Raw genomic sequence first — 26,632 nt, 5'->3', positions numbered from 1 at the left:
TGTTTGCGGCGCCTGTGCGAAGCTGACTAGCTTGCGGAGCCGCTCACAATTGTCGTCCCCAAGGATTTGTCTGCGATGAAGCAATCCGCAAAGACCCTCGGTGTCGCCGCCCTCGGCGCCGCCTTCGCCGCTGCCGCCGCCGGCACCGCATCCGCCGCGCCCGCGCTGCCCGACGCGACCGGTGCGCTCGGCCCCGTCTCCCACCTCGCCCCGGTCCAGGAAGCCGCCGGCAAGCTCCCGACGGGTGCCCCGCAGGCCCTCGCCGGCGGCCAGGCGGCGCTGAAGAACTCCGCCGCCGCGCTGCCCGGAGCCGTCCAGGGCACGGCCGGCAAGGTGCTGTCGTCCAAGGACGCCACGGCGCCGGTCACCGGCCTGCTCGGCGGCCTGAAGACGGGCGAGCTCCGCGGCGGCTTGCTCGGCGGACTCCCTGGCGGACTCGCGGGCTGACGAGCCCGTGCCGACGTCCCGGCCGACGTGCCGCGATGGCCGCACCCGCGTGGGGCGCACACCCGAACTGGGGGTGCGCCCCACTGTGCGTGTAGTGGAGCCGCGAGGGTTCTGGTGCCCGGGGGCCCGTTCACCAGGCGGCGGTGGCGGGCTTCTCCGACGGCAGCAGCAGCCACAGCGCCAGGTAGAGCAGGACCTGCGGCCCGGGCAGCAGGCACGAGACGACGAAGATCACGCGCATGGTCGTCGCAGAGGTGCCGAAACGCCGGGCCAGCGCTGCGCACACTCCGCCGAGCACGCTCCCCTCGCGCCTCCGGCGTGGGAGGTGCCCCCAGTCACGGGGGCGGGCAAGTGCGGCCATGGTGGGCTCCTTCACGAGAGCGGTCGGGGAGCCTTTGGATGTGTGCTCCCGATGCCTCCATGGTCGCGCCGCGAATGCGGGTGAAGCGTCGCTCTACGGGGCGATCCCGACCCTGGGAATCGTCGGGGTCGCCCCCTGAGAACCCTCGTCCCGGAGCATGGTCCGAGGCTCGTGACCACGGCCGCCCCCGCGCAGAGCCGACCGGCCGCCCGGGTGCAGCATCCTGCGGCGCAGCCGGGCACGGCCCGCGGGGACGACGGCGAGGTGGGCGAGCGCGACGCCGCAGGTGTTGAGCATGATCGAGTCGATGTCGACGATCTGGCCGGGCACGCCGGTCTGGAGCAGCTCGATGCCGAGCGACAGCAGCACTCCGGCGGCGACCGTACGGGTCAGCGAGGCCCACGGGGAGACCGCCAGCCGGCCGCCGGCCATGGGCAGGAGCACGCCGAGCGGCGACAGCAGGAGCAGCCCCTCGCCGATGTGCCGGGCGGCCTCCAGCGGCCCCAGCGCCAGGGCTGCCTGGATCCCGGCGAACGGTTCGAGATTCGCCGCCGTCACCCACAGCACGTCGCGTGGGCGCAATGTCAGCCAAGCGACGAGCAGCAGATGGGCGAGGAGGAGTACGAGCCCCGTCGCACGGAAGAGGATGGCGGCACTGCCGCCCAGGCCTTGACGCTGCACGCCCCCCAAGACGCCGCCTCCCCGCGAAACGGTTCCGCCCCCGTCGGAAGGACCGCCGCCGTCACCCGGACCCGGGCGGAACGCCGCGCGTTTGCGCGGGGTGTGCGGCACCGGCCGCGCGAGGCGCGCGAGGCGCGCGGTGAGCGTGCCCCGCCGGGGCCGCGCCCCGCGCCCCTCGAAGACCGGGCCGTCCCGCCCCTGCTCGGAGCCGAGCGGCACGCGACCCCGCTTCCGCCGGACGTATGGGCACCGACCCCGTGAGGCGACCCGAAGAGATGAGCCCGTGGTGTCGCGTCCCCGAACCCGCAGGCTCGGTGCGCAGGCCCCGGCGAAACCGGCCGTATGCCGCCTGCCGCCGAACCCAGGCTCAGTGCGGCGGGCCCGGCGGGCCCGCTGTCGGGACCACCGCGTCGGGGCGCTCCTTCGTCGCGTCCGGGCAGGTGTAGGCGCGCGGGGCGTAGTCGCCCGGGCCGCCCAGCAGCACCGAGCCGTCCGCCGTCGCCCCGTTCTCCAGCAGGGTGCACACGATCTGTGCCAGTGCGGCCGGCGGCAGGTCCTCCGGCTGGCGGCTCAGGCGCAGCGCCCCGGCCGGGTCGTCGCGCCGTCCGGCGTTCAGCAGCAGCGGCCCGCGTACATACGTGGAGAAGCCCGCCTCGTGCTCGGGGGCCGACGGCTCCCGCTGGAGCTCGTCGAGCAGCGCCTGCGCGGTCGCGACGCGGTCGGCCGGGGCCTTCTCCTCCGTCGTCCCCGCCGTGCGGTCGACCGACACCAGCTGTGAGGCGCACACCAGATACACGCGGACCGGGACGCCCGTACGCCCCGCCTGCGGGGCGACGTCGACGCCGGACACCTCGCACGGCACACGCGAGGGCGCGGGGCCGGCGTCCACGGGCACCTGTGTGGGCCTGATCCCGCAGCCCGCGAGCGCGAGGGCGCCGGCCAGAGCGGCCAGAGCGGCCAGTGCGGCCGCCGGTCGGCGGGCCGCCGATGTTCCGGGGAGTATCACTGCGCGTCCCCCTCTCCCCGCTCGCGGCCGACACCATGGCCGCCGTTTTCGCTGTCCGCGTCGTCCGCCCGGGCCGCCTCGCAGTCCGCGCTCTCGGACGCGTCACGGGGCAGGCGCAGGACGAAGACGGCGCCTTCCCCGTCCGGGGAGTTGGCCGCTGTGATGTCGCCGCCGTGGATATGGGCGTTCTCGACGGCGATCGACAGACCGAGACCGCTTCCCTCGGAGCGCGGCCGCGAGGCGCTGGCCTTGTAGAACCGGTCGAAGACGTGCGGCAGGACGTCCTCGGGGATGCCGGGCCCGTGGTCCCGCACCTCGATGATCAGATCGTTGTCGCCCAGCCGCACGGACACCCGTACCGGGGAGCCGCCGTGCTTGAGGGCGTTGCCGATCAGATTGGCCAGGATCACATCGAGCCGGCGGGGGTCCAGGCGGGCCATGATCCCGCGCTCGGCGTCCAGTTCGACCGCGTCCAGCCAGGCACGGGCGTCGATGCACGCGGTGACCTGGTCGGCCACGTCCACCGTGTCGAGCACGAGCCTCGCGGTGCCCGCGTCGAAGCGGGTGACCTCCATCAGGTTCTCCACGAGGTCGTACAGCCGCCGCGTCTCGCTCACCACGAGGTTCACGGCCGGGGCGATCATCGGATCGAGGCTGTCGGCCTCGTCCTCGAGCACCTCCGTGACGGCGGTCAGCGCGGTCAACGGGGTGCGCAGCTCGTGGGACATGTCGGCGACGAACCGCCGGCTCGACTCCTCCCGCGCGCTCATGTCCGCGACCTTCTTCTCCAGCGAAGCGGCCGTCTTGTTGAACGTCCGTGCCAGCTCGGCGAGTTCGTCCGTACCCGAGACCCGCAGCCGGGTGTCGAGCTTGCCCTCGCCGAGCCGCCTGGCCGCCTCGCCCAGCCGGTGCACCGGCTTGAGCACGGTCGTGGCGGCGGCCTGGGCGAGCAGCGCCGAGCCGATGAGGGCCAGCAGTGTGGCGATGCCGAGCGACCAGGCCAGGGAGTTGAGGTCCTGCCGCTCCTGGTCGAGCGAGGTGAACAGATAGCCGGTCGGCCCGCCGCCGGTGATCCGCGTACCGCCGACGAGATACGGCTCGCCCCGGCGCTCGGTGCGCTGCCAGTACAGGTGGTACGGATCGGAGTTGCCGGCGCCGACGTCCTGCCGGTCGTTCACCGCGTCCTGAAGCGACCGCGGCACGTCCGCCAGCGTGAACTCGTCGCGGTCGGACACCCCGGTGATCGGCTTGCCCTCGGCGCGCTCGGCGATCAGCACCACGCTGTGGTCGCCGCCGCTCGCCATCTGCTCGGCGGTCTTCTGCAGTTCGGCCTGGGTGGGCCGCAGCGGCAGCGCCGCCGCGCGGTTCTGCATCTCCTGCCGGAAGTCGCCGAGCGCCGCTTCCTGGGTGCGGGTGAGCACCGCCTCGCGGTTGAGCCAGTACGCGATGCCGGAGGCGGAGACCGCCGCGGTCAGCGCGACCAGCGCGAAGACGACCACGAGGCGCAGCCGCAGACTCGTCAGCCGCAGTCCGGCGAGCGGCCCGCGCCGCGCGCCGCCCCCGATACGGTCCGCGCCGTCCGCGCCGTCCGCGCCGTCCGCCGTGCCCTTGCCCGTACCACCGCTCACCGAACGGTCCCGTCCGGCGCGCACGCGCCAAGCCCGTGGGTCACTGGGGAGCGTCCAGCCGGTAGCCGACGCCACGCACCGTACGGATCAGGGTCGGTGAGGACGGCACGTCCTCGACCTTCGCCCGCAGCCGCTGCACACACGCGTCCACCAGACGCGAGTCGCCGAGGTAGTCGTGCTCCCACACCAGGCGCAGCAGTTGCTGGCGGGACAGCGCCTGTCCCGGCCGGCGGCTCAGCTCCAGCAGCAGTCGCAGCTCGGTCGGCGTGAGCTGCAGATCGCCGCCGTTCTTGGTGACCGTCATCGCGGAGCGGTCGATCACCAGGGAGCCGAAGGTCGCCGAGTCGGTGGACTCCCGCTCGCCGCGGCGCAGTACGGCGCGGATACGGGCGTCCAGCACCCGCCCCTGCACCGGTTTGACCACATAGTCGTCGGCACCGGACTCCAGCCCGACGACCACGTCGATGTCGTCGCTGCGGGCGGTCAGCAGGATGATCGGCAGCTGATCGGTGCGCCTGATGCGGCGGCACACCTCGAAGCCGTCGATACCGGGCAGCATCACATCCAGCACGATCAGGTCCGGCCGCTGCTCGCGCAGCAGCTGCAGGCCGTCTTCTCCCGTCGCCGCGGTGGCCACACGGTGGCCCTGGCGGGACAGGGAGAGTTCGAGGGCCGTGCGGATGGCGTCGTCGTCCTCGATCAGCAACAGGAAAGGCACGGGCCCATTCTGGCCCATGCGGTCGTCAACGTTCGACTCCTTGGACCATCACCATTGTCCCCGGCCTCTGTGACGCGCCTGTGACAGTCGGCGGACACCGCGATGAAAGAGCCCGGGCAAGCTTCTTGTCACACGGAACGAAGCAGACTCCACTCGACGGGGGGCGCGAGATGAACGCACTGCACAGCACCACCTCAAGCGCAGTTGTCACGCGTCTCCACGACGTCGTACGGAGCGCGGAGAAGTCCGGCGCGGCTGGGGGCACCTCCCTTCTCGGGCGAAGCCCGGAGCATGGGGGAGGGCGGGGGTGCGTTCGCGGCGCCGGGCGTCAGCACAAGGCGACGTACATGGTGGCCGTGACTGACGGGGGAACGGCGTACGGAGAGGCAACGGGGGAGCGGTCGAACCTGCCGGAGTCGGGGTCCGCGGAAGCCGCGTTCACCGCCTACGTCCAGGAACGCCGCGCCTCTCTGTACGCCACCGCCTACCACCTGACCGGCGACCGGTACGAGGCCGAGGACCTGCTGCAGAGCGCGCTGTTCTCGACGTACCGCGCCTGGGACAGGATCAGCGACAAGGCGGCGGTCGGCGGCTATCTGCGCCGCACCATGACCAATCTGCACATCAGCGCCTGGCGCCGGCGCAAGCTCAACGAGTACCCGACGGAGGAGCTGCCGGAGACAGTCGGCGACACCGACGCGATGCGGGGCACGGAGCTGCGCGCGGTCCTGTGGCAGGCGCTCGCCAGGCTTCCCGAACTCCAGCGGACGATGCTGGTCCTGCGCTACTACGAGGGCCGCACGGACCCGGAGATCGCGGAGATCCTGGACATCAGTGTCGGCACGGTGAAGTCGAGCATCTGGCGGTCGCTCCGCCGGCTGCGCGAGGACGAGGTCCTCAGCTTCGGCCGTGACGAGGAGGAGTCCTTCGGCGAGCTGGTGGCCTGAAGGCACGGGGGACACGGGGGAACGGGGCCGCTGTTTCGGGGGAGACGGCGGGACGGATCCGCGGGGGACACGGGGATCCACGGGGGAAAACGGAGTGGGGCCGGACAGATCGGGGGGTTCTGTCCGGCCCCACTCCCATGTCCGCGGGCGGGAACCGCGTCAGGCCGGCTGGCGTGCCACGGGCATACGGCAGCGGCCGGCCGCCGCGTCCGCGAGACGCCCCAGGGCCTCGGACTTGCCGCACGGGTGCGCGCCCAGGCTGGTCTGACGGGCCACGATCCCGCGTTCCGCGCGCATCAGGCGCCAGCCGCGGCGCAGCAGGAACGGGACCGACTTGCGGCCCTCGCGCAGGTCACGCACGAGGCGGCGGCGGAACGTCGTCGCGGGGCGGCCGCGCAGGCACAGGGCGTCGGCCAGTACGCCGAGCTCCTGGCAGCGGCGGACGATGTCGGCCGCGAAGATGCCCTCGGCCACGAACAGCGGGGTGCGGGCCGTTTCGAACGTCTCGCGGCCTACGCGCGCGCTCGCCGAGATGTCGTACACGGGGACGTTCGTGCGGCCGGTGGCGCACAGCTCCGCTATGGCGGCGACCGCGGCGTCGGCGTCCCACGACGCAGGTGAGTCCCAGTCGATGTCGGAACTGCCCGTCACCCGGGGCAGCGTCGGGTCGTTGCCCTCTTTGTAGAAGTCGTCCAGATGCAGGACCGGCAGCCCGGTGCGGGCCGCGAGGGACGATTTTCCGGAACCGGAGGGGCCCGCGATCAGCACCACGCGGGTCGGGATGGGTTGGGAACTCACGGGAGACAAGTGTGAGGCATCGATCCGCCCGGGGGACCCCCAGGAGGCGGGGTGGTTGCCCGTCTCACATCTCAACTACTGTCCGTGCGCTCACGATTACTCGAACAGGCAGGAATTCATGGCTCGTCATGCAGCTTCTTCCCACCGGCGCCACACGCTTCTGCGCGCCGGGCTGACCGTTGCCGCGGCGGGTGCGGCACTGGGCGCGGGCTCGGCGGCCGCGCAGGCCGCGCCGGCGGTGCCGGCCGACGGTTTCGTCGGTGCGCAGCCCGTCGCCGGTCCGGGCTCGGTGCTCGCTGCCGCTCCGCTGGAGACCGTGACCGATACGGTCGCCCGGTCCGTGGACGGCGTCAGCCGGCTCAAGAGCATGCAGCTCCACCCGTTGGCGAACACCGGCGTGGACCCGCTCGGCAACTCGGTGGGTACCCAGGTCGCCGACTTCGAGCCGGTCAGCACCGCGATGGTGACGGACAACATCACCAAGGGACAGGCGCTGGAGGACCTGCCGGTGGCCGGCCCGGTCACCGGCGCGCTGCTGCCGTAGCGCCCGTGAAGAAGCCCCTGCCTCCGGACGGAGAGGCAGGGGCTTCGGCTTGTGGGTGTCAGTAGGCCGAACCCGAGGCGCCGAGCGAGCCGGTGGGATGCCAGACCGTCTTGGTCTCCAGGAAGGCCGTCAGGCGGTGGGTGCCGGGGTCGGCCGGCCAGTCGTTGTCCACAGCCTGTGGACGAAGAACCCGCTTGAGGTTGTCCGCAGCCGCGATCTCCAGCTCCTTAGCCAGCACCCCGTCGGCGCCGGTCAGATCGATGCCGTTGACGTCCTGGTGCGCGGCGAGCGGGGCGGCGATCTCCGCCGTACGCCCGGACAGCACGTTCACCACGCCGCCCGGCAGGTCGGAGGTGGCCAGCACCTCGCCCAGCGACAGGGCCGGGAGCGGGGCCTTCTCGGACGCGACGACGACCGCGGTGTTGCCGGTCGCGATCACGGGGGCGACGACCGAGACCAGCCCCAGGAAGGACGACTCCTGCGGCGCGAGGACCGTGACGACACCGGTCGGCTCCGGGGTGGAGAGGTTGAAGAACGGGCCCGCGACCGGGTTCGCCCCGCCCACGATCTGGGCGATCTTGTCCGTCCAGCCCGCGTACCAGACCCAGCGGTCGATCGTGGCCTCGACCACGCCGGCGGCCTTGGACTTGGACAGACCCTCCGCGTCCGCGACCTCGTGCACGAACTGGCTCTTGCGGCCCTCCAGCATCTCGGCGACGCGGTAGAGGATCTGGCCGCGGTTGTACGCCGTCGCGCCCGACCAGCCGCCGAACGCCTTTCGGGCCGCGACGACCGCGTCACGCGCGTCCTTGCGGGACGACAGCGGTGCGTTGGCCAGCCACTTGCCCTTGGAGTCCGTCACCTCGTACACCCGGCCGCTCTCGGAACGCGGGAACTTGCCGCCCACGTACAGCTTGTAGGTCTTGAAGACACTCAGGCGCGTCTGATCAGACATCGAGGTAGGCCTCCAGACCGTGGCGGCCGCCCTCGCGGCCGAAGCCCGACTCCTTGTAGCCGCCGAAGGGCGAGGTCGGGTCGAACTTGTTGAACGTGTTGGCCCACACGACACCCGCGCGGAGCTTGTTCGCCACCGCGAGGATGCGGGAGCCCTTCTCCGTCCAGATGCCGGCGGACAGGCCGTACTGGCTGTTGTTCGCCTTGGCGACCGCCTCGTCCGGCGTACGGAACGTCAGCACGGACAGCACCGGGCCGAAGATCTCGTCGCGTGCGATGGTGTGCGCCTGCGTGACGTTCGTGAACAGCGTCGGCGCGAACCAGTACCCGGACGTCGGGAGGTCGCAGGCGGGCGACCAGCGCTCGGCGCCCTCCGCCTCGCCCGCCTCGACGAGCGTGGTGATCCGGGTCAGCTGCTCCTCGGAGTTGATCGCGCCGATGTCGGTGTTCTTGTCGAGCGGGTCGCCGAGGCGCAGCGTGGACAGCCGGCGCTTGAGCGACTCCAGGAGCTCGTCCTGGACCGACTCCTGGACCAGCAGGCGCGAGCCCGCGCAGCAGACCTGGCCCTGGTTGAAGAAGATGCCGTTGACGATGCCCTCGACGGCCTGGTCGATGGGGGCGTCGTCGAAGACGATGTTGGCGCCCTTGCCGCCCAGCTCCAGGGTGACTTTCTTCCGCGTCCCGGCGACCTGGCGGGCGATGGCCTTGCCGACCGCGGTCGAGCCGGTGAAGGCGACCTTGTCGACGCCGGGGTGCTCCACGAGCGCGGCGCCGGTGTCCCCGTAACCCGGGAGGATGTTGACGACGCCCTTGGGCAGGCCGGCCTGGCGGCAGATGTCCGCGAAGAACAGGGCGGAGAGCGGGGTCGTCTCGGCGGGCTTCAGTACGACCGTGTTGCCGGTGGCGAGGGCGGGGGCGATCTTCCAGGCCAGCATCAGCAGCGGGAAGTTCCACGGGATGACCTGGCCGGCGACTCCGAGCGGCTGCGGGTTCGCCCCGTAGCCGGCGTGGTCGAGCTTGTCGGCCCAGCCCGCGTAGTAGAAGAAGTGCGCCGCGACCAGCGGGAGGTCCGCGTCGCGGGTCTCCTTGATCGGCTTGCCGTTGTCCAGCGTCTCCAGGACGGCCAGCTCGCGGCTGCGCTCCTGGATGATCCGCGCGATCCGGAACAGGTACTTGGCGCGCTCGGAGCCGGGCAGCGCCGACCACTTCTCGAACGCCTTGCGGGCGGCCTTCACCGCGCGGTCGACGTCCTCGGTGCCGGCCTGTGCGACCTCGGCGAGGACCTCCTCGCTGGCGGGCGAGACGGTCTTGAACACCTTGCCGTCGGCGGCGTCGGTGAACTCGCCGTCGATGAACAGGCCGTACGAGGGCGCGATGTCGACGATCGACCGTGACTCGGGGGCGGGTGCGTACTCGAATGCGGAAGCCATGATGATCAGTCCACCGTCACGTAGTCGGGGCCGGAGTAGCGGCCGGTCGCCAGCTTCTGGCGCTGCATCAGCAGGTCGTTCAGCAGGCTGGAGGCGCCGAAGCGGAACCAGTGGTTGGTCAGCCAGTCCTCGCCCACCGTCTCGTTCACCAGCACGAGGAACTTGATCGCGTCCTTGCTGGTGCGGATGCCGCCGGCGGGTTTCACGCCCACCTGTACCCCAGTCTGCTCCCGGAAGTCGCGGACGGCTTCGAGCATCAGCAGGGTGTTCGCCGGGGTGGCGTTGACCGCGACCTTGCCGGTCGAGGTCTTGATGAAGTCCGCGCCGGCGATCATGCCGAGCCAGGAGGCGCGGCGGATGTTGTCGTACGTGGAGAGCTCGCCGGTCTCGAAAATGACCTTCAGCCGGGCGTCGCCGGACGCCTCCTTGACGGCCCGGATCTCCTCGAAGACCTGGAGGTACCTGCCGGACAGGAAGGCGCCGCGGTCGATCACCATGTCGACCTCGTCGGCGCCGGCGGCCACGGCGTCACGGACGTCCGCGAGCTTGATGTCGAGGGCGGCACGGCCGGCCGGGAAGGCCGTCGCGACGGAGGCGACCTTGACGCCGGAGCCCGCGACGGCGGCCTTGGCGGTCGCCACCATGTCGGGGTACACGCAGACCGCGGCGGTGCGCGGGGTCGTGCGGTCGGTCGGGTCGGGATGGACGGCCTTGGCGGCGAGCGCCCGGACCTTGCCCGGGGTGTCCGCGCCTTCGAGCGTCGTCAGGTCGATCATCGAGATGGCCAGGTCGATGGCGTACGCCTTCGCCGTGGTCTTGATCGAACGGGTGCCGAGGGACGCGGCTCGCGCTTCCAGGCCGACGGCGTCGACGCCGGGCAGCCCGTGCAGGAAGCGGCGCAGCGTGCTGTCGGACGCGGTCACGTCAGCGAATGCTGGTGCAATGGTGGGCATGGTCACCAGATGAGCATATCTACGCGCGTAGCGACCTGTACAGGGGGGTGCGGCCCCCGGAGAGGTCACAGAAGGATCGCGTGGCGGTCCCGGCGGGGGACCGGTCCCGGCGACCGGTTCCGGGCGTACGGCAGAATCGGACCCATGACGAGCCCCCAGCAGCCGGCCGACTCCTCCTACGCCGACCGTGTCTTCCGGTCGCCCGCCGGGATGGCGGGCGGTGGACTGCTGCTCGCGCTCATCGCCTGGATGGTCGTGGACGCGCTCGTGCGCGGCGAGGGCCGCACGCCGTGGCTTGCGCTGGCGGCCGCACTGCTCGTGGTGCCTTTGATCGTCGCCTTCAGCATGCGTCCCGCGGTGTTCGTGAACGAGGAGCGGCTGAGGATCAGGAACCCGTTCCGGACGATCACGCTGCCGTGGGGCGCCGTCGCGGACGTGCGGGCCGGGTACTCCAGCGAGCTCTTCACCACCGAGGGCACGAAGTACCAGCTGTGGGCCATCCCCGTCTCCCTGCGCCAGCGCAAGCGGGCCGCCCGGCGGCAGATGCACAGCGCGACGGACGACCCGCACGGCGCCACGTCGGTGACGGCGGACGTCACCGACTCACAGACGCGGATGGCGCCGGCGGACCAGACGATCGCGGACCTGCGCGACATGGCCGAACACCTGGCCCCGCGCTCGTCCGCACAGGGCGAGCCCCAGGTGCGCTGGGCGTACGAGGTGCTCGCGCCGGTGGCCGCGGGCGCGGTGCTGCTGGTCCTGGTGCTCGCCCTGGCCTGACGGGCACGGGGGCCCGGAGGGGCCGCCGGGCCATGTGAGCCGGCCTGTGCCGGGGCGGCCTGCCGGCCGCCGGATCCGGCGTGTACCGGGGCGGCCTGACGGTTCGCCGGGTCCGGTCTGTACTGGGGCGGCCCGACGGTTCGCCGGGTCTGATCTGTACCGGAACCGACCCCGGCGCTCGGCCTGTACCGGGGCTGACCTGCCGGCCGTGGGGGTCGGCTTGTGCCGGTGCCGGCCTGACGGGCCCCGGAGAGGTCACCGGGCCGCTGGGGACGGCCTGTGTCGGAGCGCCTGCGGGCCGTCGGGGTCGGCTTGTGCCGGGGTCGACCTTGACGGGGCGCGAGGCCCGGCCTGTACCAGTGCCGGCCCTGCCGGGTCGGCCGCCTCGGCCTGTACCGGGGCGGCCCCACGCCCTCGTCGTGCGGCTGCCCCGGCATCGGCCGGACCGCGGGCCGTCGAGTCCGGCGCGCCGAGCTGTCAGATGCCCGCCGCGGACGAGAGGTCGCGCTTGATGTCCGCGAGCACCCCGGCCGCACGCTCCCGGGCCGTGGCCAGCTCGCTCGCGTCGGCGACCGGGACCACGACCTCCAGGTAGCACTTGAGCTTCGGCTCGGTGCCGCTCGGCCGGACGATCACGCGGGCGGTGAACTCGCCGTCGAGGTAATAGCGCAGCCCGTCCGTGGGCGGCAGCGTGTCCGTGCCCCGCGTCAGGTCCTCGGCGCTCGTGACCCGCAGGCCCGCCAGCATCACCGGCGGCCGCTCGCGCAGCGCGCGCATTGCGTTCGCGATGACGCCCAGGTCCTCGACCCGCACCGAGAGCTGGTCGGTGGCGTGCAGGCCGTGCGCGACGGCGAGATCGTCGAGCAGGTCGTCGAGCGTACGGCCCTGCTCCTTGAGCTCGGAGACCAGTTCGGCGACGAGGAGCGCGGCTGTGATGCCGTCCTTGTCGCGCACACCGCCTGGGTCGACGCAGTAGCCGAGCGCCTCCTCGTAGCCGTAGCGCAGACCGTCGACCCGCGCGATCCACTTGAAACCGGTCAGGGTCTCCTCGTGGCCGAGCCCCGCCGCCCGGGCGATGCGCCCCAGCAGGGACGAGGACACGATCGACTCGGCGAAGACCCCGGTGGCTCCCTTGTGGACGAGATGCTCGGCGAGCAGTGCGCCGACCTCGTCGCCGCGGAGCATGCGCCAGCCGGCTTCGGCGGAGTCGTCGGGGACGGCGACCGCGCAGCGGTCCGCGTCCGGGTCGTTGGCGATGACGACGTCCGGACGCACCCGGCGGGCCGTCTCGAAGGCGAGATCCATGGCGCCGGGCTCCTCCGGATTGGGGAACGAGACAGTGGGGAACGCGGGGTCGGGCTCAGCCTGTGCCTCGACGAGCGCGGGCGCGGGGAAGCCGGCCCGTGCGAACGCCTGGAGCACCACGTCCTTGCCGACGCCGTGCATGGCCGTGTAGACGACACGGGCCGTACGCGGCGAGGCGGCGGTGAGGACCGCGTCCGTACGTTCCAGGTACGCCTTGACGACCTCGTCGCCAAGGGTCTCCCAGCCGTCCTCGGCACGCGGTACGTCGTCGATGCTCGCGATCGCGCCGATCTCGGCGGCGATCTCGGCGTCCGCGGGCGGCACGATCTGCGAGCCGTCGCCGAGGTAGACCTTGTAGCCGTTGTCCCGCGGCGGATTGTGGCTCGCCGTGACCTCGACGCCCGCGACCGCGCCCAGCTTCCTTATGGCGAAGGCCAGGACGGGCGTGGGCAGGGGCCGCGGCAGCACGGCGGCGCGCAGACCGGCGGCGACCATGACGGCGGCGGTGTCGCGCGCGAAGTCGGCGGACTTGTAGCGGGCGTCGTAGCCGATGACGACGAGACCGTCGTCCTGGCCCTTGGCCTTGAGGTACGCGGCGAGCCCGGCGGCGGCCCGGATGACGACGACCCGGTTCATGCGCATGGGCCCGGCCCCCAGCTCCCCCCGCAGCCCGGCGGTCCCGAACTGCAGCGTCCCGCCGAACCGGTCCGCCAGCTCGGCGAGGTCGCGCGCCTCGATGAGCTTGCCGAGCTCGTCCCGGGTCTCGCTGTCCGGGTCCTCCGCGAGCCACGCCTGGGCCCGCGCGATGAGGTCCTGCTGCACGGTTGGTCCGCCTCTCGTGTGTGAGTACGTCGAGTGTGCGCGCCGGGCACCGGCGCGCGATGCTTTTCCGCTCCTGCGCGCCGCTGCCTCCACCGGGGGCGCTGCCCCCCGTGGGCCCCGTCGAGGCTTCGCCCCGAGCCCCGAGCCCCGTGCTTCGTACGCCGGCGAAGCCGGGAGCCGCGGGGCGGGCTTGCGGGGCGCTGCCCCGGGCCCCGCGCTTCGTTCTCCCCCTACGACCTGGCGGCCGTGGGAGGCGCCCCCACCGGGGCTGGATTTCTCAGCCCATTCGCGGCTGGGCTCCGGCGCGGCGCGCTCGTCGGGGCCCGGCCCCGAACCCTGCGCCTCAATCTCCCCCTAGGGCCTGGCGGCCGAGGGGGGTGCCCCCAGCGGGGCCGGGACAGCCCCGGGGGGCCCGGTCGGGGCTTGATGAGTCGGCGACGGGCCCGTTGGCGCTAGCCCGGCTGGGCGGGGCTTGGTGAGCCGGAGACCGGCCCCTCCGGGCCCCGGCGAAGCCCGAGGGAAGACTGAGGCCCCCGCGCCAAGCGCGGTACGGGGTCCGGGGCTCGTACCCCCGGGCACAGCGCCAAGGGGCCGGGGCGGCGCCCCGAGTAGAAACAGCCCCGCCCCCGTGCGCACCGGCTCAGATGCGGTCCAGCACCCGCGTCAGCAGCTCGCCCATCCGCGCCGCCGAGTCCCGACCGGCCTGCAGGACCTCCTCGTGGTTCAGCGGCTCGCCCGTCAGGCCCGCCGCCAGGTTCGTCACCAGGGAGATGCCCAGCACCTCGGCGCCCGCCTCGCGTGCGGCGATCGCCTCGAGGACCGTGGACATGCCGACGAGGTCGCCGCCCATCACGCGGACCATGTTGATCTCGGCCGGGGTCTCGTAGTGCGGGCCGGGGAACTGGACGTACACGCCCTCCTCCAGCGACTCGTCCACCTCCTTGCACAGCGCCCGCAGCCGCGGCGAGTACAGGTCCGTCAGGTCCACGAAGTTGGCGCCGATGATGGGCGACGTGGCGGTGAGGTTGATGTGGTCGCTGATCAGCACCGGCTGACCCGGGCGCATGCCTTCGCGCAGACCGCCGCAGCCGTTCGTCAGCACGACGGTCTTGCAGCCGGCGGCGACGGCGGTGCGCACGCCGTGCGAGACGGCGGCGACGCCACGGCCCTCGTAGAAGTGCGTACGGCCCAGGAAGACCAGCGCGCGCTTGTCGCCGATGCGGTACGAGCGGATCTTGCCGCCGTGGCCCTCGACCGCCGGCGGCGGGAAGCCGGGCAGCTCGGTGACGGGGAACTCGGCCTCGGGCGCGCCGAGCGCGTCGACCGCGGGGGCCCAGCCGGAGCCCATCACGAGCGCCACGTCATGGGTCTCGGTGCCGGTCAGCTCGCGCAGCCGCGCGGCGGCGGCGTCGGCCGCGGCATGGGGGTCGGCGAGGACGCCGACGAGGTCCGGATTCACAGAAGCGTTCACGCCGATGAGGGTAACCCGACAATCCCTACGCGCGTAGATGACGCAGCACACGGTCTTCGGATCGTTGCCTTGTCGTTTCCGACGAATGAGCGCATCGTCACCGCGCGGACACCGAGGTGTGCCGGAAGGTGCTCTCCGAGGCCGGGTCCGGACCTCAGCAGGGGCGCTTGCGGAGCTCCATCACATAGTCGTGGGGTGCCCCCGCCGACTCCGCCGCGTCCGCGATCTCGCCCAGGTAGCGGGCGGACGGCAGCCCGCCCTCGTACGCGTTCAGCACATACACCCAGGCCGCCTCCTCGCCGTCCAGCGTGTGCACCCGCACCCGCATGCGCCGGTAGATGTCGAGGCCGACACCCTCCCAGCGGTCCATCGAGTCCTCGTCCATCGGCGCGATGTCGTACAGCGCGACGAAGACCTGGGACCGCGGTGCCTCCACGATCGTGGCGAGCGCTCCCTCCCAGCCCATCTGCTCGCCGCCGAAGGTCAGCCGCCAGCCGTTGAGCCAGCCGGTGCCGCGCAGCGGCGAGTGCGGTGCGCGGCGGGTCATCAGCCGCGCGTCGAGGTTGCCGGCGTACGCGGCGTAGAGCGACATGGGGTCGAGGGTACGGGAGCGCGCGCCGGAGCGGCCGACATGTCAGGGCGTGCGCGACGACCGGCGGACGCCCCGAGGAGGGCAAGTGTCGTGGTCGCGGCCGTATACCGCCCCCGGGGCGAGAACCGGGACGCGGTGCGGGACAATGAAGTACGTACTGCATTCCCCGGGGAGAGCCCCGGACCCCCGGCAGAGCGGGCAGGCGGGCCGGGACCGACAATGCGAGGCGGACTTTTTCGTGACCCGGATCGTGATCATCGGTGGCGGACCCGGCGGCTATGAGGCGGCGCTCGTCGCCGCCCAGCTGGGTGCGGAGGTGACCGTCGTCGACTGCGACGGTCTGGGCGGGGCGTCGGTGCTGACCGACTGCGTGCCCTCGAAGACCCTGATCGCCACCGCCGAGGTCATGACGACCTTCGACTCCTCCTACGAGGAGCTGGGCATCATCGTGGCCGACGACACCCCGCACATCGAGCAGGCGGCCCGTGTCGTCGGCGTCGACCTCGGCAAGGTCAACCGGCGTGTCAAGCGTCTCGCGCTCGCCCAGTCGCACGACATCACCGCCTCCGTCACCCGCGCCGGCGCGCGCGTCATGCGCGGCCGCGGCCGCCTCGACGGGCAGCAGGCGATGGACGGCTCCCGCAAGGTGGTCGTGCGCGCCGCCGACGGCAGCGAGGAGACGCTCGTCGCGGACGCCGTCCTGATCGCGACCGGCGGTCACCCGCGCGAGATCCCCGACGCCCTGCCCGACGGCGAGCGCATCCTGAACTGGACGCAGGTGTACGACCTGAACGAGCTCCCCGAGGAGCTCATCGTGGTCGGTTCCGGTGTCACCGGCGCGGAGTTCGCCGGCGCCTACCAGGCACTCGGCTCGCGCGTCACGCTCGTCTCCTCCCGTGATCGCGTCCTGCCGGGCGAGGACCCGGACGCCGCGGCGGTCCTGGAGGAGGTCTTCCGCCGCCGGGGCATGAACGTCATGGCCCGCTCCCGCGCCGAGTCCGCCAAGCGGGTCGGCGACCGGGTCGAGGTCACGCTCTCCGACGGCCGGGTCATCTCCGGCACGCACTGCCTGATGGCGGTCGGCGCGATCCCGAACACCGCGGGCATGGGCCTGGAGGAGGCCGGCGTACGGCTCAAGGACTCCGGCCACATCTGGACCGACAAGGTCTCGCGCACCTCCGCTCCCGGCGTCTACGCGGCCGGTGACGTCACCGGCATCTTCGCGCTCGCCTCGGTGGCCGCGATGCAGGGCCGTATCGCGATGTACCACTTCCTGGGCGACGCGGTCGCCCCGCTGAACCTGAAGACCGTCTCCTCGAACGTCTTCACCGACCCCGAGATCGCGACCGTCGGTTACTCGCAGGCGGACGTGGACGGAGGCAGGATCGACGCCCGCGTCGTCAAACTGCCCCTGCTGCGCAACCCGCGCGCCAAGATGCAGGGCATCAGGGACGGCTTCGTCAAGATCTTCTGTCGGCCGGGCACGGGCATCGTGGTCGGCGGTGTCGTCGTCTCACCGCGCGCCTCGGAACTGATCCACCCCATCTCGATCGCCGTCGACAACAACCTGACGGTGGAACAGATCGCAAACGCTTTCACCGTGTACCCGTCTCTGTCGGGCTCGATCGCGGAGGTGGCACGCCAGTTGCACACCCGCAAGGCGACCGCCGAGAGCTGACGGTGCCCGGCGGAGGGACGAAACCCGGCGAACCCCGGCACTCCGCGCAGCGAGCGATCAACTGAGAGGCCGCCTATACCACTTGGTGGCCTCTCAAATGCGCAATTTCCGCTATCCGGCGCATAGAGCTGAAAACTGACGGGCGGTGGGGTTACTGTCAGTTTCGTGTTCGCTGCAGAACGTCGTCAGTTGATCCTCGAAATGGTGCGCGCCAACGGAGCCGTGTCGCTCCGGGAGCTCGCCCGCGTCGTCCAGACCTCCGAAGTGACCGTACGGCGGGACGTGCGGGCACTGGAGGCAGAAGGACTCCTCGACCGCCGGCACGGCGGTGCGGTACTGCCGGGCGGCTTCACCCGCGAGTCCGGCTTCCCGCAGAAATCTTTGTCCGCGACCGCCGAGAAGACGGCCATCGCCGACCTCGCCGCCGGACTCGTCGAAGAGGGCGAGGCCATCGTGGTGGGCGCCGGGACCACGACGCAGGAGCTGGCACGCCGGCTCGCCCGCGTCCCCGGGCTGACCGTGGTCACCAACTCGCTGCTGGTGGCGCAGGCGCTCGCCCATGCCAACCGGGTCGAAGTCGTCATGACCGGCGGGACGTTGCGCGGCTCCAACTACGCCCTGGTGGGCAGCGGGGCCGAGCAGTCGCTCCAGGGACTGCGCGTCTCGCGCGCCTTTCTCTCGGGGAGCGGGCTCACCGCCGAGCGAGGGCTGTCCACGTCCAACATGCTCTCGGCGAGCGTGGACCGGGCGCTGGTGCAGGCCGCCGCGGAGGTCGTCGTGCTGGCCGACCACACCAAGCTCGGCACCGACACGATGTTCCAGACCGTGCCGACGGACGTGATCACCCGACTGGTGACGGACGAGCCTCCGCCTCATGACGACCGGGCGGCGACGGAGCTGCAGGCACTGGCGGACCAGGGCGTACAGATCACCGTGGCGGGGGCGACGGCCGCGGCGTCGGCTCCCGCCCGCCACGAGGTTCCCCCTCTCCCCGGCCAGCGCCGCACCCGCGCCCCGCTGCGCAGTGCGGGCGGCGCGCTGGCCCCGGAGCAGCTCCAGGACCGTTCACCCCGGGTTGCGGACCTCCGCCGCCGCTGAGGCCGCTGGCGCGGCCCGACGACCGGATCGCGGCTTTCGGATCATGAGCCGGTCGTTACTGCGCCACGAACAGTGGCTGACGCCCGATCACGGCCACAGGCCATGGGTTACGTCGCCTGATCACGGGCGCCCGACGCGGCGGCCACGATGCCGGGCCATTGGCCATCACGCCTGACCATCGGTCACGATGCCTGGTCGCCGCACACGACGCCGGGCCGTCGTCACGAAGCCAAGGGCCGCCGCCCACGACGACGCGGCCATGGTCCGCAACGCCTCCTCGCCGCGCCCACGACGCCGGCTGTCGGTCAGGACTCCTTGCCCGGCCTTGCTCGCGCTTCGGTGGCGTCCCACCCTCCGTGGTGTGCGCGTCGGCCCGCTCACCGATGCGGCGCGCCACCGCCGGGCGTGCCGCCCAGGCGCTCCGGACCACCGGAGACAGAGCCAGCAGGCGGGGACCGCCTCCGGCGTCGTCCTGATCACGGCAACACGCCGACAGCAGCGCTGCGGACCGACCTGGGGTCGCCCGCGCGGCTCACGGGCTCGGGGTGGTCGTCGGGGCCTGGTTCGGGTCGGCCTCGGGTCCCGCGGCCCGTTGTGGTCGGCTAGGCATGGTCACCGCGCGGCTCACGGGCTCGGGGCAGTCGTCGGTCCTGGTTCGGGTCGGCCTCGGGTCCGGCGGTCCGTTGTGGTCGGCTAGGCATGGTCACCGCGCGGCTCACCCGCTCGGGGTGGTCGTCGGTCCCGGTTCAGGTCCGCCTCGGATTCTGCGGCCCGTTGTGGTCGGCTCGGGTATGGCCGCCGCGCGGCTCACCCGCTCTGGGCAGTCGCCGGGTCCGCCTTCAGTCCCCGTAGCGTCAGCGTCAGCAGGCGGTCCGCCAGCTCCCCGTCCTCCGGGCTTTCCTCCGCCGCCAGCGCGATCGCGTTCGTCAGTTGCATCAGGTCGCCGATCGACACGTCCGCCCGCACCGCGCCGCTCTTCTGCGCCCGTGCCAGCAGCCGCATCCCCGCCTCGCGCAGGGGGACGCTGCACGCCGCCAGCGCCGATTCCCTGTCCGCTGCCGCCGACATGAGCGCGCGGGCCAGGCCCCGGTACTCACCCGCATGTGTGATGAGGGCGCGCAGCCACTCCACGAGCGCCCCGCAGGGCTGCTCGGCGCCGACCAGTTCGCGGGAGCGTGCCAACAGGTCCGCCAGCGCCTCCTGGAAGACCGCGCTCATCATCGCGTGGCGGTTGGGGAAGTGCCGGTACAGGGTGCCGATGCCCACCCCCGATCGGCGGGCGATCTCCTCCAGCGACGCGTCGGTGCCGTGTTCTGCGAAGACGGCGCGCGCCTCGGTGAGCAGACGTTCGTAGTTGCGGCGGGCATCGGCCCGCATGGGCCGCGGTGCGGGCGCGCCCGCTGTCGTATCCGCGGTCGTGCCGACCGTACTGGTTGCCATCGCCTCGTCCTTCCGGAGTCCGCCCCGGTTCAAGGATGCCATTGCCGGATCGGCGGCCCGCCGTGACGTGGACATGTATGTGGGGCCCGTCCCCGGTCCGCGTCGGCGGACCGGGGACGGGCCCCACATGCTGACGTCCTGCGTCAGTCCTTGATCTCGCAGATGACGGCGCCGGAGGTCAGCGACGCGCCGACCTCCGCCGCGAGGCCCTTGACGGTGCCGGAGCGGTGCGCGTTCAGCGGCTGCTCCATCTTCATCGCCTCGAGGACGACGATCAGGTCGCCCTCCGTGACCTCCTGGCCCTCCTCGACGGCGACCTTGACGATCGTGCCCTGCATCGGCGAGGTGAGCGTGTCGCCCGAGGCGGCCGACGCGGACTTCTTCGCCGCCCGGCGCTTCGGCTTCGCGCCCGCCGCCAGACCCGTGCGGGCCAGCGTCATGCCCAGCGAGGAGGGCAGCGAGACCTCCAGGCGCTTGCCGCCGACCTCGACGACGATCGTCTCGCGGCCGGCCTCGTCCTCCTCGGCCTCCGCCGGGACGGCGAACGGCTTGATCTCGTTGACGAACTCGGTCTCGATCCAGCGCGTGTGGACCCTGAACGGGTCGGCGGTGAACGCCGGGTCGGCCACGACCGCGCGGTGGAACGGAACGGCGGTCGCCATGCCCTCGATCTCGAACTCCGCCAGCGCACGCGCCGCGCGCTGCAGCGCCTGCTCACGGGTGGCGCCGGTGACGATCAGCTTGGCGAGCAGGGAATCCCACGCCGGGCCGATGACGGAGCCGGACTCGACGCCCGCGTCCAGGCGGACACCCGGGCCGGTCGGCGGGCGGAAGGTGGTGACGGTGCCGGGCGCGGGCAGGAAGCCGCGGCCCGGGTCCTCGCCGTTGATCCGGAACTCGAACGAGTGACCGCGCACGGCCGGGTCGTCGTAGCCCAGCTTCTCGCCGTCGGCGATACGGAACATCTCGCGCACCAGGTCGATGCCGGTGACCTCTTCGGTGACCGGATGCTCGACCTGGAGACGGGTGTTGACCTCGAGGAAGGAGATCGTGCCGTCGACACCGACGAGGAACTCGACCGTGCCCGCGCCGACGTAGCCCGCCTCCTTGAGGATGGCCTTCGACGCGCGGTACAGCTCGGCGTTCTGCTGGGCCGTCAGGAACGGCGCCGGGGCCTCCTCCACCAGCTTCTGGTGGCGGCGCTGCAGCGAGCAGTCACGCGTGGAGACCACCACGACGTTGCCGTGCGAGTCGGCCAGGCACTGGGTCTCCACGTGACGCGGCTTGTCCAGGTAGCGCTCGACGAAGCACTCGCCGCGGCCGAAGGCGGCGACGGCCTCGCGGACGGCGGAGTCGTAGAGCTCCGGGACCTCTTCCAGCGTGCGGGCGACCTTCAGACCACGGCCGCCACCACCGAACGCGGCCTTGATGGCGATCGGCAGACCGTGTTCCTGCGCGAACGCGACGACCTCGTCCGCCCCGGAGACCGGGTCGGGCGTGCCTGCGACCAGCGGGGCGCCGGCGCGCTGGGCGATATGACGGGCGGCGACCTTGTCACCCAGATCGCGGATCGCCTGCGGCGGCGGACCGATCCAGGTCAGCCCCGCGTCGATCACGGCCTGGGCGAACTCCGCGTTCTCGGACAGGAAGCCGTAGCCGGGGTGGACGGCGTCCGCTCCCGAATCAGCCGCGGCCTGCAGCACCTTGGCCATGTCCAGGTAACTGGCGGCCGGAGTGTCACCGCCCAGGGCGAACGCTTCGTCGGCCGCCCGGACATGCAGAGCGTCCCGGTCCGGATCGGCGTAGACGGCTACGCTCGCGATCCCGGCGTCCCGGCAGGCTCGGGCAACGCGGACAGCGATTTCGCCACGGTTGGCGATGAGCACCTTGCGCACGATGGCTCCCTCCTTGAAACAAGCTGAGTTTAGGGACTGCCGACACGGCCTTTCGACCCGTCCCCAATGGTGAGCTTGCCCACACGGAGCGTGATTCGAGGCTCGCGGACACGCGAAATCCCTTGTCGCACCACGGTACGACGGGTTCCTCCCCCGCACAGTAGCCCCCTGGTGTGGCCAAGGTCTCTGTTCGAGGACGCAGCGGCCGAATGGGTTTCTTTGTGGAGTCCCTACGAATGGCCCAATGAAACTTTGCCGCGTGACGGAGAGTGTCACGCCTCTTGTCCCTGCGTTTACTGGTCAGTAGCGTTCGCGCTGTCGTACGTACGTCCGGTAACTGAGGGTTGGGGGCGCCATGGTGCGCAGACCGGTGGCCGTCGTGGCTGCGATCGTCCTGCTGGTGGAGGCCGTCGGCATCGTCGTGATCAACGGGATCATGGCCCGCTTCGTCGAGGCGCAGAGCATGTCGCTGGACGGTCTCGACCCGGACGCGATGGCTGCCGGCACCTGGGGCATGGGGATCGGCTCGGGGCTGTTCCTCGCGCTGTGCGGCGCGCTGTTGCTCCTGATGGGCATACGCGACCGGGCGCCCGGCCGCTTCACCCGCATCCTGCTGATCGGCTGTGCGGTCGTGCACGGGGTGCTGGGCGCGCTGACGGTGGGCCTGGTCGGCTGGCCGGCGTTCGCCTGGATGATGCTGGTGCTCGGCCTGCTGGTGCTGTCCCTGATCGCGTACGGCGGCGACGACGCTCCGGAGCAGGAGGCGGCCCCGAAGGAGGCCGCGCCGGCGTGACCGACCGCGTGACCGACCGCGTGACCGACTGCGGGACCGCCGGCCCGGCGGTCGGATCCGGAGATCGCCGGACCCGGAGATCGCCGGACCCGGAGGATCGTCAGACCCAGAGGTCGGTGATCGAAATGCCCAGCTCGGCGAACAGCTTGCGCAGCAGTGGCAGGGAGAGGCCGATGACGTTGCTGTGGTCGCCCTCGATGGACTCGACGAAGGGGGCGGAGAGCCCGTCGAGCGTGAACGCGCCCGCCACGTGCAGCGGTTCGCCGCTCGCGACGTAGGCGGCGATCTCGGCGTCCGTCGGCTCGGCGAACCGTACGGTCGTGGACGCGGTCGCGGACACCTGCCGGCCGGTGGACGTGTCGATGACGCAGTGTCCGGTCCGCAGCACACCCGCACGGCCGCGCATCGCCTTCCACCGGGCGGTGGCCTCCTCGGCGTCGGCGGGCTTGCCGAGCGCCTGGCCGTCGAGCTCCAGCACGGAGTCGCACCCGATGAGCAGCGCACCGGCGGCCTCGGGCCGCGCGGCGACCGCGGCGGCCTTGGCCTCGGCGAGCGCCAGCGCGAGTTCGGCCGGGGTGGGCGCGCTGAGGGCGTCCTCGTCGACACCGCTGACGATGACATGCGGATCGAGCCCGGCCTGCTTGAGCAGGTTGAGCCGCGCGGGAGAGGCGGACGCGAGCACGAGACGCGGACGGGCGGGGGAGGTCATGCGGCCATGTTAGGCGGCCGCCCGCACGCTGTTTCGCGGGACCTCCGTCCCCGGCCGGTCCTCCTCTTCAGGAGCTCTGCCCCCGCGCTTCGCACGTCGGTGTGGCGGGTGGGCCGATGCCCGGCGGTGCTGTGCCGGTGCGGCGTACTTGCGGGGCTATGCCCCCGGACCCCGCGCCTCAACACTTCCCCTATGGCCTGGCGGCCGTGGGTGGGATTGCGCCCAGCGGGGCCGGGTGCGCCTGCGGCCGCGGCGCCGCGCAGCGTCCTCGCCGGAGTCCCGGTTCCGGCAGCGGCCCCCGCCGCGCCCTCACCGCAGGCCCACCACGAACATCCCCACCACCATGGCCAGCGCCAGCAGAATCCCCGCGCGGCGGAGCATCGCCTGCATGTCGCGCAGTTCCTTGGGCGGCTCGTTCTTCGGGTCGGACCAGAGCATGCATTCGATCCTGCGGGTGCGCGCCGCCCCGCGCCTGAGTACGCGTACTCAAACCCGTCTCCCCCGCCGGGACCACGAACACCCCGCCCGCGCGCACTCCAGAACCGCCCGCTGCGTGGTCCGCGTCCACCGCGGACAGCGGCTCACGGCCCGCGACTCACCGCGAAGCGGTCGTACAGCGGGCCGAGACCGCGCGCAGCACCTCCACCGGCTCTGGGGGAGTCCTTCGGCGAGACCGTCCAGCAAGGGCCGGGCCCCCGCGACGCGGGCCCGGCCCTTGCTGTCCAGGGGCCTCAGACGGGCCAGTAGCTGCGCGCCCACGACCGCGGGCCCGGCTGCGGCCTGCTGGCCCGTGCGATACGTGCGGGGTCCGACCAGCCCTCCGGCGTCGGGGACAGAGCGGCCCCGGCAGCCGCGGCCTCGGCACTGGCCGCGGCCCGGGCCTGAACCACCGCCAGTGCGGCGGCCAGCTCCTCCGGGGTCGGGTTCCCGCGTACGACCTTGATCATGACGACTCCTGTCCGGCCTAGAGGGGGATGTTGCCGTGCTTCTTCGGCGGCAGGCTCTCCCGCTTCGTGCGCAGCTGACGCAGCCCCTTGACGACCTGGGCCCGCGTCTCCGAGGGCATGATCACGGCGTCGATGTAGCCGCGTTCGGCGGCCGTGTACGGGTTCAGCAGCGTGTCCTCGTACTCCTGGATGAGCCGCGCCCGCGTCCCCTCCTGGTCCTCCGCCGCCGCGATCGTGCGCCGGTGCAGGATGTTCACCGCGCCCTGCGCGCCCATGACCGCGATCTGCGAGGTCGGCCAGGCGAGGTTGAGGTCCGCACCCAGGTGCTTGGAGCCCATGACGTCGTACGCGCCGCCGAACGCCTTGCGCGTGATGACCGTGATCAGCGGGACGGTGGCCTCGGCGTACGCGTAGATCAGCTTCGCGCCGCGCCGGATGATGCCGCCGTACTCCTGGTCCACGCCCGGCAGGAAGCCCGGCACGTCCACGAAGGTCAGCACCGGCACGTTGAACGCGTCGCAGGTGCGCACGAAACGGGCCGCCTTCTCCGAGGCGTTGATGTCCAGGCAGCCGGCGAACTGCATCGGCTGGTTGGCCACGATGCCGACCGGGAAGCCCTCCACCCGGCCGAAGCCGGTGACGATGTTCGGTGCGAACAGGGACTGCGTCTCCAGGAACTCACCCTCGTCCAGCACGTGCTCGATCACCGTGCGGATGTCGTACGGCTGGTTCGCCGAGTCCGGGATGAGCGTGTCCAGCTCCCGGTCCTCTTCGGTGACGGCCGTGTCGGCGGTCTCGGGGAACGCCGGCGGCTCGGAGAGATTGTTCGACGGCAGGTACGACAGCAGGGACTTGATGTACTCGATCGCGTCCTTCTCGTCGCCCGACATGTGGTGCGCGACACCGGAGGTGGTGTTGTGCGTGCGCGCGCCGCCGAGCTCCTCGAAGCCGACGTCCTCGCCGGTGACCGTCTTGATGACGTCGGGGCCGGTGATGAACATGTGCGACGTCTGGTCCACCATCACCGTGAAGTCGGTTATGGCGGGGGAGTAGACGGCGCCGCCCGCACACGGGCCCACGACGAGCGAGATCTGCGGGATGACGCCCGACGCGTGCGTGTTGCGGCGGAAGATCTCGCCGTACATGCCGAGCGCGCTGACGCCCTCCTGGATGCGTGCGCCGCCGGAGTCGTTGATGCCGATGACCGGGCAGCCGGTCTTCAGGGCGAAGTCCATCACCTTGATGATCTTCTGCCCGAACACCTCGCCGAGAGCACCGCCGAAGACGGTGAAGTCCTGCGAGAAGACCGCGACGGGCCGGCCGTCGACCGTGCCGTAACCGGTGACGACGCCGTCGCCGTACGGGCGGGTCTTCTCCAGGCCGAAGTTGGTCGAACGGTGGCGCGCGAACTCGTCCAGCTCCACGAACGAGTCCTCGTCCAGCAGCAGATCGATCCGCTCGCGGGCGGTCAACTTGCCCTTGGCATGCTGCTTTTCCACGGCACGTGCGGAGCCGGCATGCGTCGCCTCGTCGATACGGCGCTGAAGATCGGCGATCTTTCCCGCGGTGGTGTGGATGTCGTTCTGTTCCGGCTCGGACATCGGGATGCGGCTCCCTGGCTGATCACGGGGACGGTAACGGAAGTCGATGAGTGGGTTCCGTTGCTACTGACTCGTAGCGTATCGGCGTGGATACCGTTCGGCAGTGCGGTGTTTACCACACCTAACCTGGCTTGCATGACGCCAGACAATGCGCCTGACGGTGCGCCCGCAAGCCCCTGGTCCGACCTCGGCCGCCCCCCGCTGAACATCCCCGCGCTGCGCCGCGCCCTGCTGGTCCCCGGCTCCCTGTGGACCTCGCTCGACGTGGTCGCCGCCACCGGCTCGACCAACTCCGACCTCGCGGGGCGGGCCGCGTCGCTGCCGGAGGGAGCGGTGCTCGTCGCCGAGGAGCAGACTGCGGGCCGCGGCCGACTGGACCGCAGCTGGATCGCGCCGCCGCGGTCGGGTCTGTTCTTCTCCGTACTCCTGCGCCCCGGCGACGAGGTCCCCGTCGAGCGCTGGGGCTGGCTCCCGCTGCTCGCGGGGGTCGCCGCCGCGACCGGCCTCGCACGGGCCGCGGGCACCGACATGTCCCTCAAATGGCCCAACGACCTCCTGGTCACCGTCGACGGCGAGGAGCGCAAGGCCGGCGGCATCCTCGCCGAGCGCGCCGGGGACGACGCGGTCGTCCTCGGCATCGGCGTCAACGTGTCCCTGCGCGCCGAAGAGCTGCCCGTCCCCACGGCGGGGTCCCTCGCGCTCGCGAACGCCGTGTCCACCGACCGCGACCCTCTGCTGCGGGCGGTACTGCGCTCGCTGGAGCAGTGGTACGGCCGGTGGCGGGCGGCCGGCGGCGATCCCGGCGCGTCCGGGGTCCAGGAGGCGTACGCGGCGGGCTCGGCGACCCTGGGCCGCACCGTGCGCGCGGAGCTGCCGGGCGGCCGCTCGGTCACCGGGGAAGCCGTGGCGGTGGACGGCGACGGCCGGGTGGTCCTGGTGGCCGAGGACGGCGAACGCGTCGCGGTGAGCGCGGGCGACATCGTGCATCTGCGGGCGGCCGACTGAACGGGCACCCGACGGGGTGTTCTCGGGCG

At 72.1% G+C, this 26,632-nt stretch carries 26 protein-coding genes; 8 read left to right on the top strand and 18 right to left on the bottom strand.

The window, feature by feature from the left end; translation table 11 throughout:
* Positions 1–75: 75 nt before the first annotated feature.
* On the top strand, positions 76–447 hold the full coding sequence (locus J7E88_RS21065; protein WP_215183366.1) for an ATP-binding protein: 372 nt from the start codon (positions 76–78) through the stop codon (positions 445–447).
* Between the two features lie 130 nt (positions 448–577).
* Here the strand turns inward: J7E88_RS21065 and J7E88_RS21060 are convergent, their stop codons facing one another.
* The 5 genes from J7E88_RS21060 to afsQ1 form a co-directional block, all read right to left on the bottom strand.
* Positions 578–808, bottom strand: coding sequence for a PspC domain-containing protein (locus J7E88_RS21060; protein WP_215183364.1), 231 nt, complete (start codon positions 806–808; stop codon positions 578–580).
* 93 nt (positions 809–901) lie between these two features.
* Positions 902–1,489, bottom strand: a complete 588-nt coding sequence (locus J7E88_RS21055; RefSeq protein ID WP_215183362.1) for a VanZ family protein — start codon at positions 1,487–1,489, stop codon at positions 902–904.
* A 367-nt stretch (positions 1,490–1,856) separates the two neighbouring features.
* Positions 1,857–2,495 (bottom strand): hypothetical protein, encoded by a 639-nt coding sequence (locus J7E88_RS21050; RefSeq protein WP_308307562.1) that lies wholly within the window; start codon positions 2,493–2,495, stop codon positions 1,857–1,859.
* Positions 2,492–4,060 carry a HAMP domain-containing sensor histidine kinase gene (locus J7E88_RS21045; RefSeq protein ID WP_215183732.1) on the bottom strand — a complete coding sequence of 523 codons (1,569 nt, stop codon included), beginning with the start codon at positions 4,058–4,060 and terminating at the stop codon, positions 2,492–2,494. Before J7E88_RS21045 ends, J7E88_RS21050 begins: the two co-directional genes overlap by 4 nt.
* Positions 4,061–4,163: 103 nt before the next feature.
* On the bottom strand, positions 4,164–4,841 hold the full coding sequence (gene afsQ1 / locus J7E88_RS21040) for a two-component system response regulator AfsQ1 (protein WP_215183360.1): 678 nt from the start codon (positions 4,839–4,841) through the stop codon (positions 4,164–4,166).
* 170 nt (positions 4,842–5,011) lie between these two features.
* Between afsQ1 and J7E88_RS21035 the strand changes: the two genes are divergently transcribed.
* Entirely contained in the window at positions 5,012–5,788 is a 777-nt protein-coding gene (locus J7E88_RS21035) for a SigE family RNA polymerase sigma factor (RefSeq protein WP_215183358.1), read from the top strand.
* Between the two features lie 159 nt (positions 5,789–5,947).
* On the opposite strand, the gene J7E88_RS21030 is transcribed toward J7E88_RS21035, so the two are convergent.
* On the bottom strand, positions 5,948–6,586 hold the full coding sequence (locus tag J7E88_RS21030; protein ID WP_215183356.1) for a uridine kinase: 639 nt from the start codon (positions 6,584–6,586) through the stop codon (positions 5,948–5,950).
* 118 nt (positions 6,587–6,704) lie between these two features.
* On the opposite strand from J7E88_RS21030, the gene J7E88_RS21025 reads away from it, so the two are divergent.
* Positions 6,705–7,130: a hypothetical protein gene (locus J7E88_RS21025; RefSeq protein ID WP_215183354.1), complete on the top strand. Its 426-nt coding sequence runs from the start codon at positions 6,705–6,707 to the stop codon at positions 7,128–7,130.
* Positions 7,131–7,188: 58 nt separating this feature from the next.
* On the opposite strand, the gene J7E88_RS21020 is transcribed toward J7E88_RS21025, so the two are convergent.
* The 3 genes from J7E88_RS21020 to deoC are packed head-to-tail and all read right to left on the bottom strand — an operon-like array spanning position 7,189 to position 10,467.
* Entirely contained in the window at positions 7,189–8,085 is an 897-nt protein-coding gene (locus tag J7E88_RS21020) for an aldehyde dehydrogenase (RefSeq protein ID WP_215183352.1), read from the bottom strand.
* Positions 8,078–9,514 carry an aldehyde dehydrogenase family protein gene (locus tag J7E88_RS21015; RefSeq protein ID WP_215183350.1) on the bottom strand — a complete coding sequence of 479 codons (1,437 nt, stop codon included), beginning with the start codon at positions 9,512–9,514 and terminating at the stop codon, positions 8,078–8,080. The genes J7E88_RS21020 and J7E88_RS21015 overlap by 8 nt, the downstream gene beginning before the upstream one ends.
* A gap of 5 nt (positions 9,515–9,519) precedes the next feature.
* The gene (gene deoC / locus J7E88_RS21010; RefSeq protein ID WP_215183730.1) at positions 9,520–10,467 is read right to left on the bottom strand and encodes a deoxyribose-phosphate aldolase; all 948 of its coding nucleotides are present in this window, start codon (positions 10,465–10,467) and stop codon (positions 9,520–9,522) included.
* A 144-nt stretch (positions 10,468–10,611) separates the two neighbouring features.
* On the opposite strand from deoC, the gene J7E88_RS21005 reads away from it, so the two are divergent.
* Positions 10,612–11,247 (top strand): PH domain-containing protein, encoded by a 636-nt coding sequence (locus J7E88_RS21005; RefSeq protein ID WP_215183348.1) that lies wholly within the window; start codon positions 10,612–10,614, stop codon positions 11,245–11,247.
* A 477-nt stretch (positions 11,248–11,724) separates the two neighbouring features.
* Here the strand turns inward: J7E88_RS21005 and J7E88_RS21000 are convergent, their stop codons facing one another.
* The 3 genes from J7E88_RS21000 to J7E88_RS20990 form a co-directional block, all read right to left on the bottom strand.
* Complete coding sequence (locus tag J7E88_RS21000) at positions 11,725–13,374, bottom strand: phospho-sugar mutase (RefSeq protein ID WP_215183346.1); 1,650 nt, start codon at positions 13,372–13,374, stop codon at positions 11,725–11,727.
* A 640-nt stretch (positions 13,375–14,014) separates the two neighbouring features.
* Positions 14,015–14,845: a purine-nucleoside phosphorylase gene (locus J7E88_RS20995; RefSeq protein ID WP_215183344.1), complete on the bottom strand. Its 831-nt coding sequence runs from the start codon at positions 14,843–14,845 to the stop codon at positions 14,015–14,017.
* A 154-nt stretch (positions 14,846–14,999) separates the two neighbouring features.
* Complete coding sequence (locus tag J7E88_RS20990; protein ID WP_215183342.1) at positions 15,000–15,437, bottom strand: gamma-glutamylcyclotransferase; 438 nt, start codon at positions 15,435–15,437, stop codon at positions 15,000–15,002.
* Between the two features lie 238 nt (positions 15,438–15,675).
* Here J7E88_RS20990 and J7E88_RS20985 point away from each other — a divergent pair, with 238 nt between their 5' ends.
* Together J7E88_RS20985 and J7E88_RS20980 are read left to right on the top strand one after the other, a co-directional pair.
* Positions 15,676–17,115 carry an NAD(P)H-quinone dehydrogenase gene (locus tag J7E88_RS20985; protein ID WP_215183340.1) on the top strand — a complete coding sequence of 480 codons (1,440 nt, stop codon included), beginning with the start codon at positions 15,676–15,678 and terminating at the stop codon, positions 17,113–17,115.
* Between the two features lie 201 nt (positions 17,116–17,316).
* Positions 17,317–18,213 carry a DeoR/GlpR family DNA-binding transcription regulator gene (locus J7E88_RS20980; protein ID WP_251022992.1) on the top strand — a complete coding sequence of 299 codons (897 nt, stop codon included), beginning with the start codon at positions 17,317–17,319 and terminating at the stop codon, positions 18,211–18,213.
* 807 nt (positions 18,214–19,020) lie between these two features.
* Here J7E88_RS20980 and J7E88_RS20975 read toward each other — a convergent pair.
* Positions 19,021–19,653 (bottom strand): TetR/AcrR family transcriptional regulator, encoded by a 633-nt coding sequence (locus J7E88_RS20975; RefSeq protein ID WP_374196303.1) that lies wholly within the window; start codon positions 19,651–19,653, stop codon positions 19,021–19,023.
* A 143-nt stretch (positions 19,654–19,796) separates the two neighbouring features.
* Complete coding sequence (locus J7E88_RS20970; RefSeq protein WP_215183336.1) at positions 19,797–21,548, bottom strand: biotin carboxylase N-terminal domain-containing protein; 1,752 nt, start codon at positions 21,546–21,548, stop codon at positions 19,797–19,799.
* 355 nt (positions 21,549–21,903) lie between these two features.
* Here J7E88_RS20970 and J7E88_RS20965 point away from each other — a divergent pair, with 355 nt between their 5' ends.
* The gene (locus J7E88_RS20965; RefSeq protein ID WP_215183334.1) at positions 21,904–22,341 is read left to right on the top strand and encodes a hypothetical protein; all 438 of its coding nucleotides are present in this window, start codon (positions 21,904–21,906) and stop codon (positions 22,339–22,341) included.
* 100 nt (positions 22,342–22,441) lie between these two features.
* Here J7E88_RS20965 and J7E88_RS20960 read toward each other — a convergent pair whose 3' ends face one another.
* The 4 genes from J7E88_RS20960 to J7E88_RS20950 form a co-directional block, all read right to left on the bottom strand.
* Positions 22,442–23,050, bottom strand: a complete 609-nt coding sequence (locus tag J7E88_RS20960; protein ID WP_215183332.1) for a nucleoside triphosphate pyrophosphatase — start codon at positions 23,048–23,050, stop codon at positions 22,442–22,444.
* Between the two features lie 309 nt (positions 23,051–23,359).
* Positions 23,360–23,488, bottom strand: coding sequence for a morphogenic membrane protein MmpB (mmpB, locus tag J7E88_RS36810; protein ID WP_285427573.1), 129 nt, complete (start codon positions 23,486–23,488; stop codon positions 23,360–23,362).
* 293 nt (positions 23,489–23,781) lie between these two features.
* A complete protein-coding gene (locus J7E88_RS20955) occupies positions 23,782–23,997 on the bottom strand; it encodes an acyl-CoA carboxylase epsilon subunit (protein WP_215183330.1) in 216 nt (71 codons plus the stop codon).
* A 17-nt stretch (positions 23,998–24,014) separates the two neighbouring features.
* A complete protein-coding gene (locus tag J7E88_RS20950) occupies positions 24,015–25,598 on the bottom strand; it encodes an acyl-CoA carboxylase subunit beta (RefSeq protein ID WP_215183328.1) in 1,584 nt (527 codons plus the stop codon).
* Positions 25,599–25,733: 135 nt separating this feature from the next.
* Here J7E88_RS20950 and J7E88_RS20945 point away from each other — a divergent pair, with 135 nt between their 5' ends.
* Positions 25,734–26,603, top strand: a complete 870-nt coding sequence (locus J7E88_RS20945) for a biotin--[acetyl-CoA-carboxylase] ligase (RefSeq protein ID WP_215183326.1) — start codon at positions 25,734–25,736, stop codon at positions 26,601–26,603.
* Positions 26,604–26,632 lie beyond the last annotated feature (29 nt).

The organism is Streptomyces sp. ISL-10 (assembly GCF_018614575.1).
GTDB lineage: Bacteria > Actinomycetota > Actinomycetes > Streptomycetales > Streptomycetaceae > Streptomyces.
The sequence above is the reverse complement of the archived record's forward strand: the minus strand, read 5'-3'. Positions and strand labels throughout refer to the sequence as shown.

Bases quoted from the DNA above. Each gene is read 5' to 3' on its own strand.
- J7E88_RS20950 (WP_215183328.1), bottom strand. From the start codon at position 25,598: ATGTCCGAGCCGGAACAGAACGACATCCACACCACCGCGGGAAAGATC.
- mmpB (WP_285427573.1), bottom strand. From the start codon at position 23,488: ATGCTCTGGTCCGACCCGAAGAACGAGCCGCCCAAGGAACTGCGCGAC.
- J7E88_RS20975 (WP_374196303.1), bottom strand. From the start codon at position 19,653: ATGGCAACCAGTACGGTCGGCACGACCGCGGATACGACAGCGGGCGCG.
- J7E88_RS21035 (WP_215183358.1), top strand. From the start codon at position 5,012: ATGAACGCACTGCACAGCACCACCTCAAGCGCAGTTGTCACGCGTCTC.
- J7E88_RS20960 (WP_215183332.1), bottom strand. From the start codon at position 23,050: ATGACCTCCCCCGCCCGTCCGCGTCTCGTGCTCGCGTCCGCCTCTCCC.
- J7E88_RS20965 (WP_215183334.1), top strand. From the start codon at position 21,904: ATGGTGCGCAGACCGGTGGCCGTCGTGGCTGCGATCGTCCTGCTGGTG.
- J7E88_RS20955 (WP_215183330.1), bottom strand. From the start codon at position 23,997: ATGATCAAGGTCGTACGCGGGAACCCGACCCCGGAGGAGCTGGCCGCC.
- J7E88_RS21065 (WP_215183366.1), top strand. From the start codon at position 76: ATGAAGCAATCCGCAAAGACCCTCGGTGTCGCCGCCCTCGGCGCCGCC.
- J7E88_RS20990 (WP_215183342.1), bottom strand. From the start codon at position 15,437: ATGTCGCTCTACGCCGCGTACGCCGGCAACCTCGACGCGCGGCTGATG.
- J7E88_RS21020 (WP_215183352.1), bottom strand. From the start codon at position 8,085: ATGTCTGATCAGACGCGCCTGAGTGTCTTCAAGACCTACAAGCTGTAC.
- deoC (WP_215183730.1), bottom strand. From the start codon at position 10,467: ATGCCCACCATTGCACCAGCATTCGCTGACGTGACCGCGTCCGACAGC.
- J7E88_RS21025 (WP_215183354.1), top strand. From the start codon at position 6,705: ATGGCTCGTCATGCAGCTTCTTCCCACCGGCGCCACACGCTTCTGCGC.
- J7E88_RS21015 (WP_215183350.1), bottom strand. From the start codon at position 9,514: ATGGCTTCCGCATTCGAGTACGCACCCGCCCCCGAGTCACGGTCGATC.
- J7E88_RS20980 (WP_251022992.1), top strand. From the start codon at position 17,317: ATGGTGCGCGCCAACGGAGCCGTGTCGCTCCGGGAGCTCGCCCGCGTC.
- J7E88_RS20945 (WP_215183326.1), top strand. From the start codon at position 25,734: ATGACGCCAGACAATGCGCCTGACGGTGCGCCCGCAAGCCCCTGGTCC.
- J7E88_RS21060 (WP_215183364.1), bottom strand. From the start codon at position 808: ATGGCCGCACTTGCCCGCCCCCGTGACTGGGGGCACCTCCCACGCCGG.
- J7E88_RS21005 (WP_215183348.1), top strand. From the start codon at position 10,612: ATGACGAGCCCCCAGCAGCCGGCCGACTCCTCCTACGCCGACCGTGTC.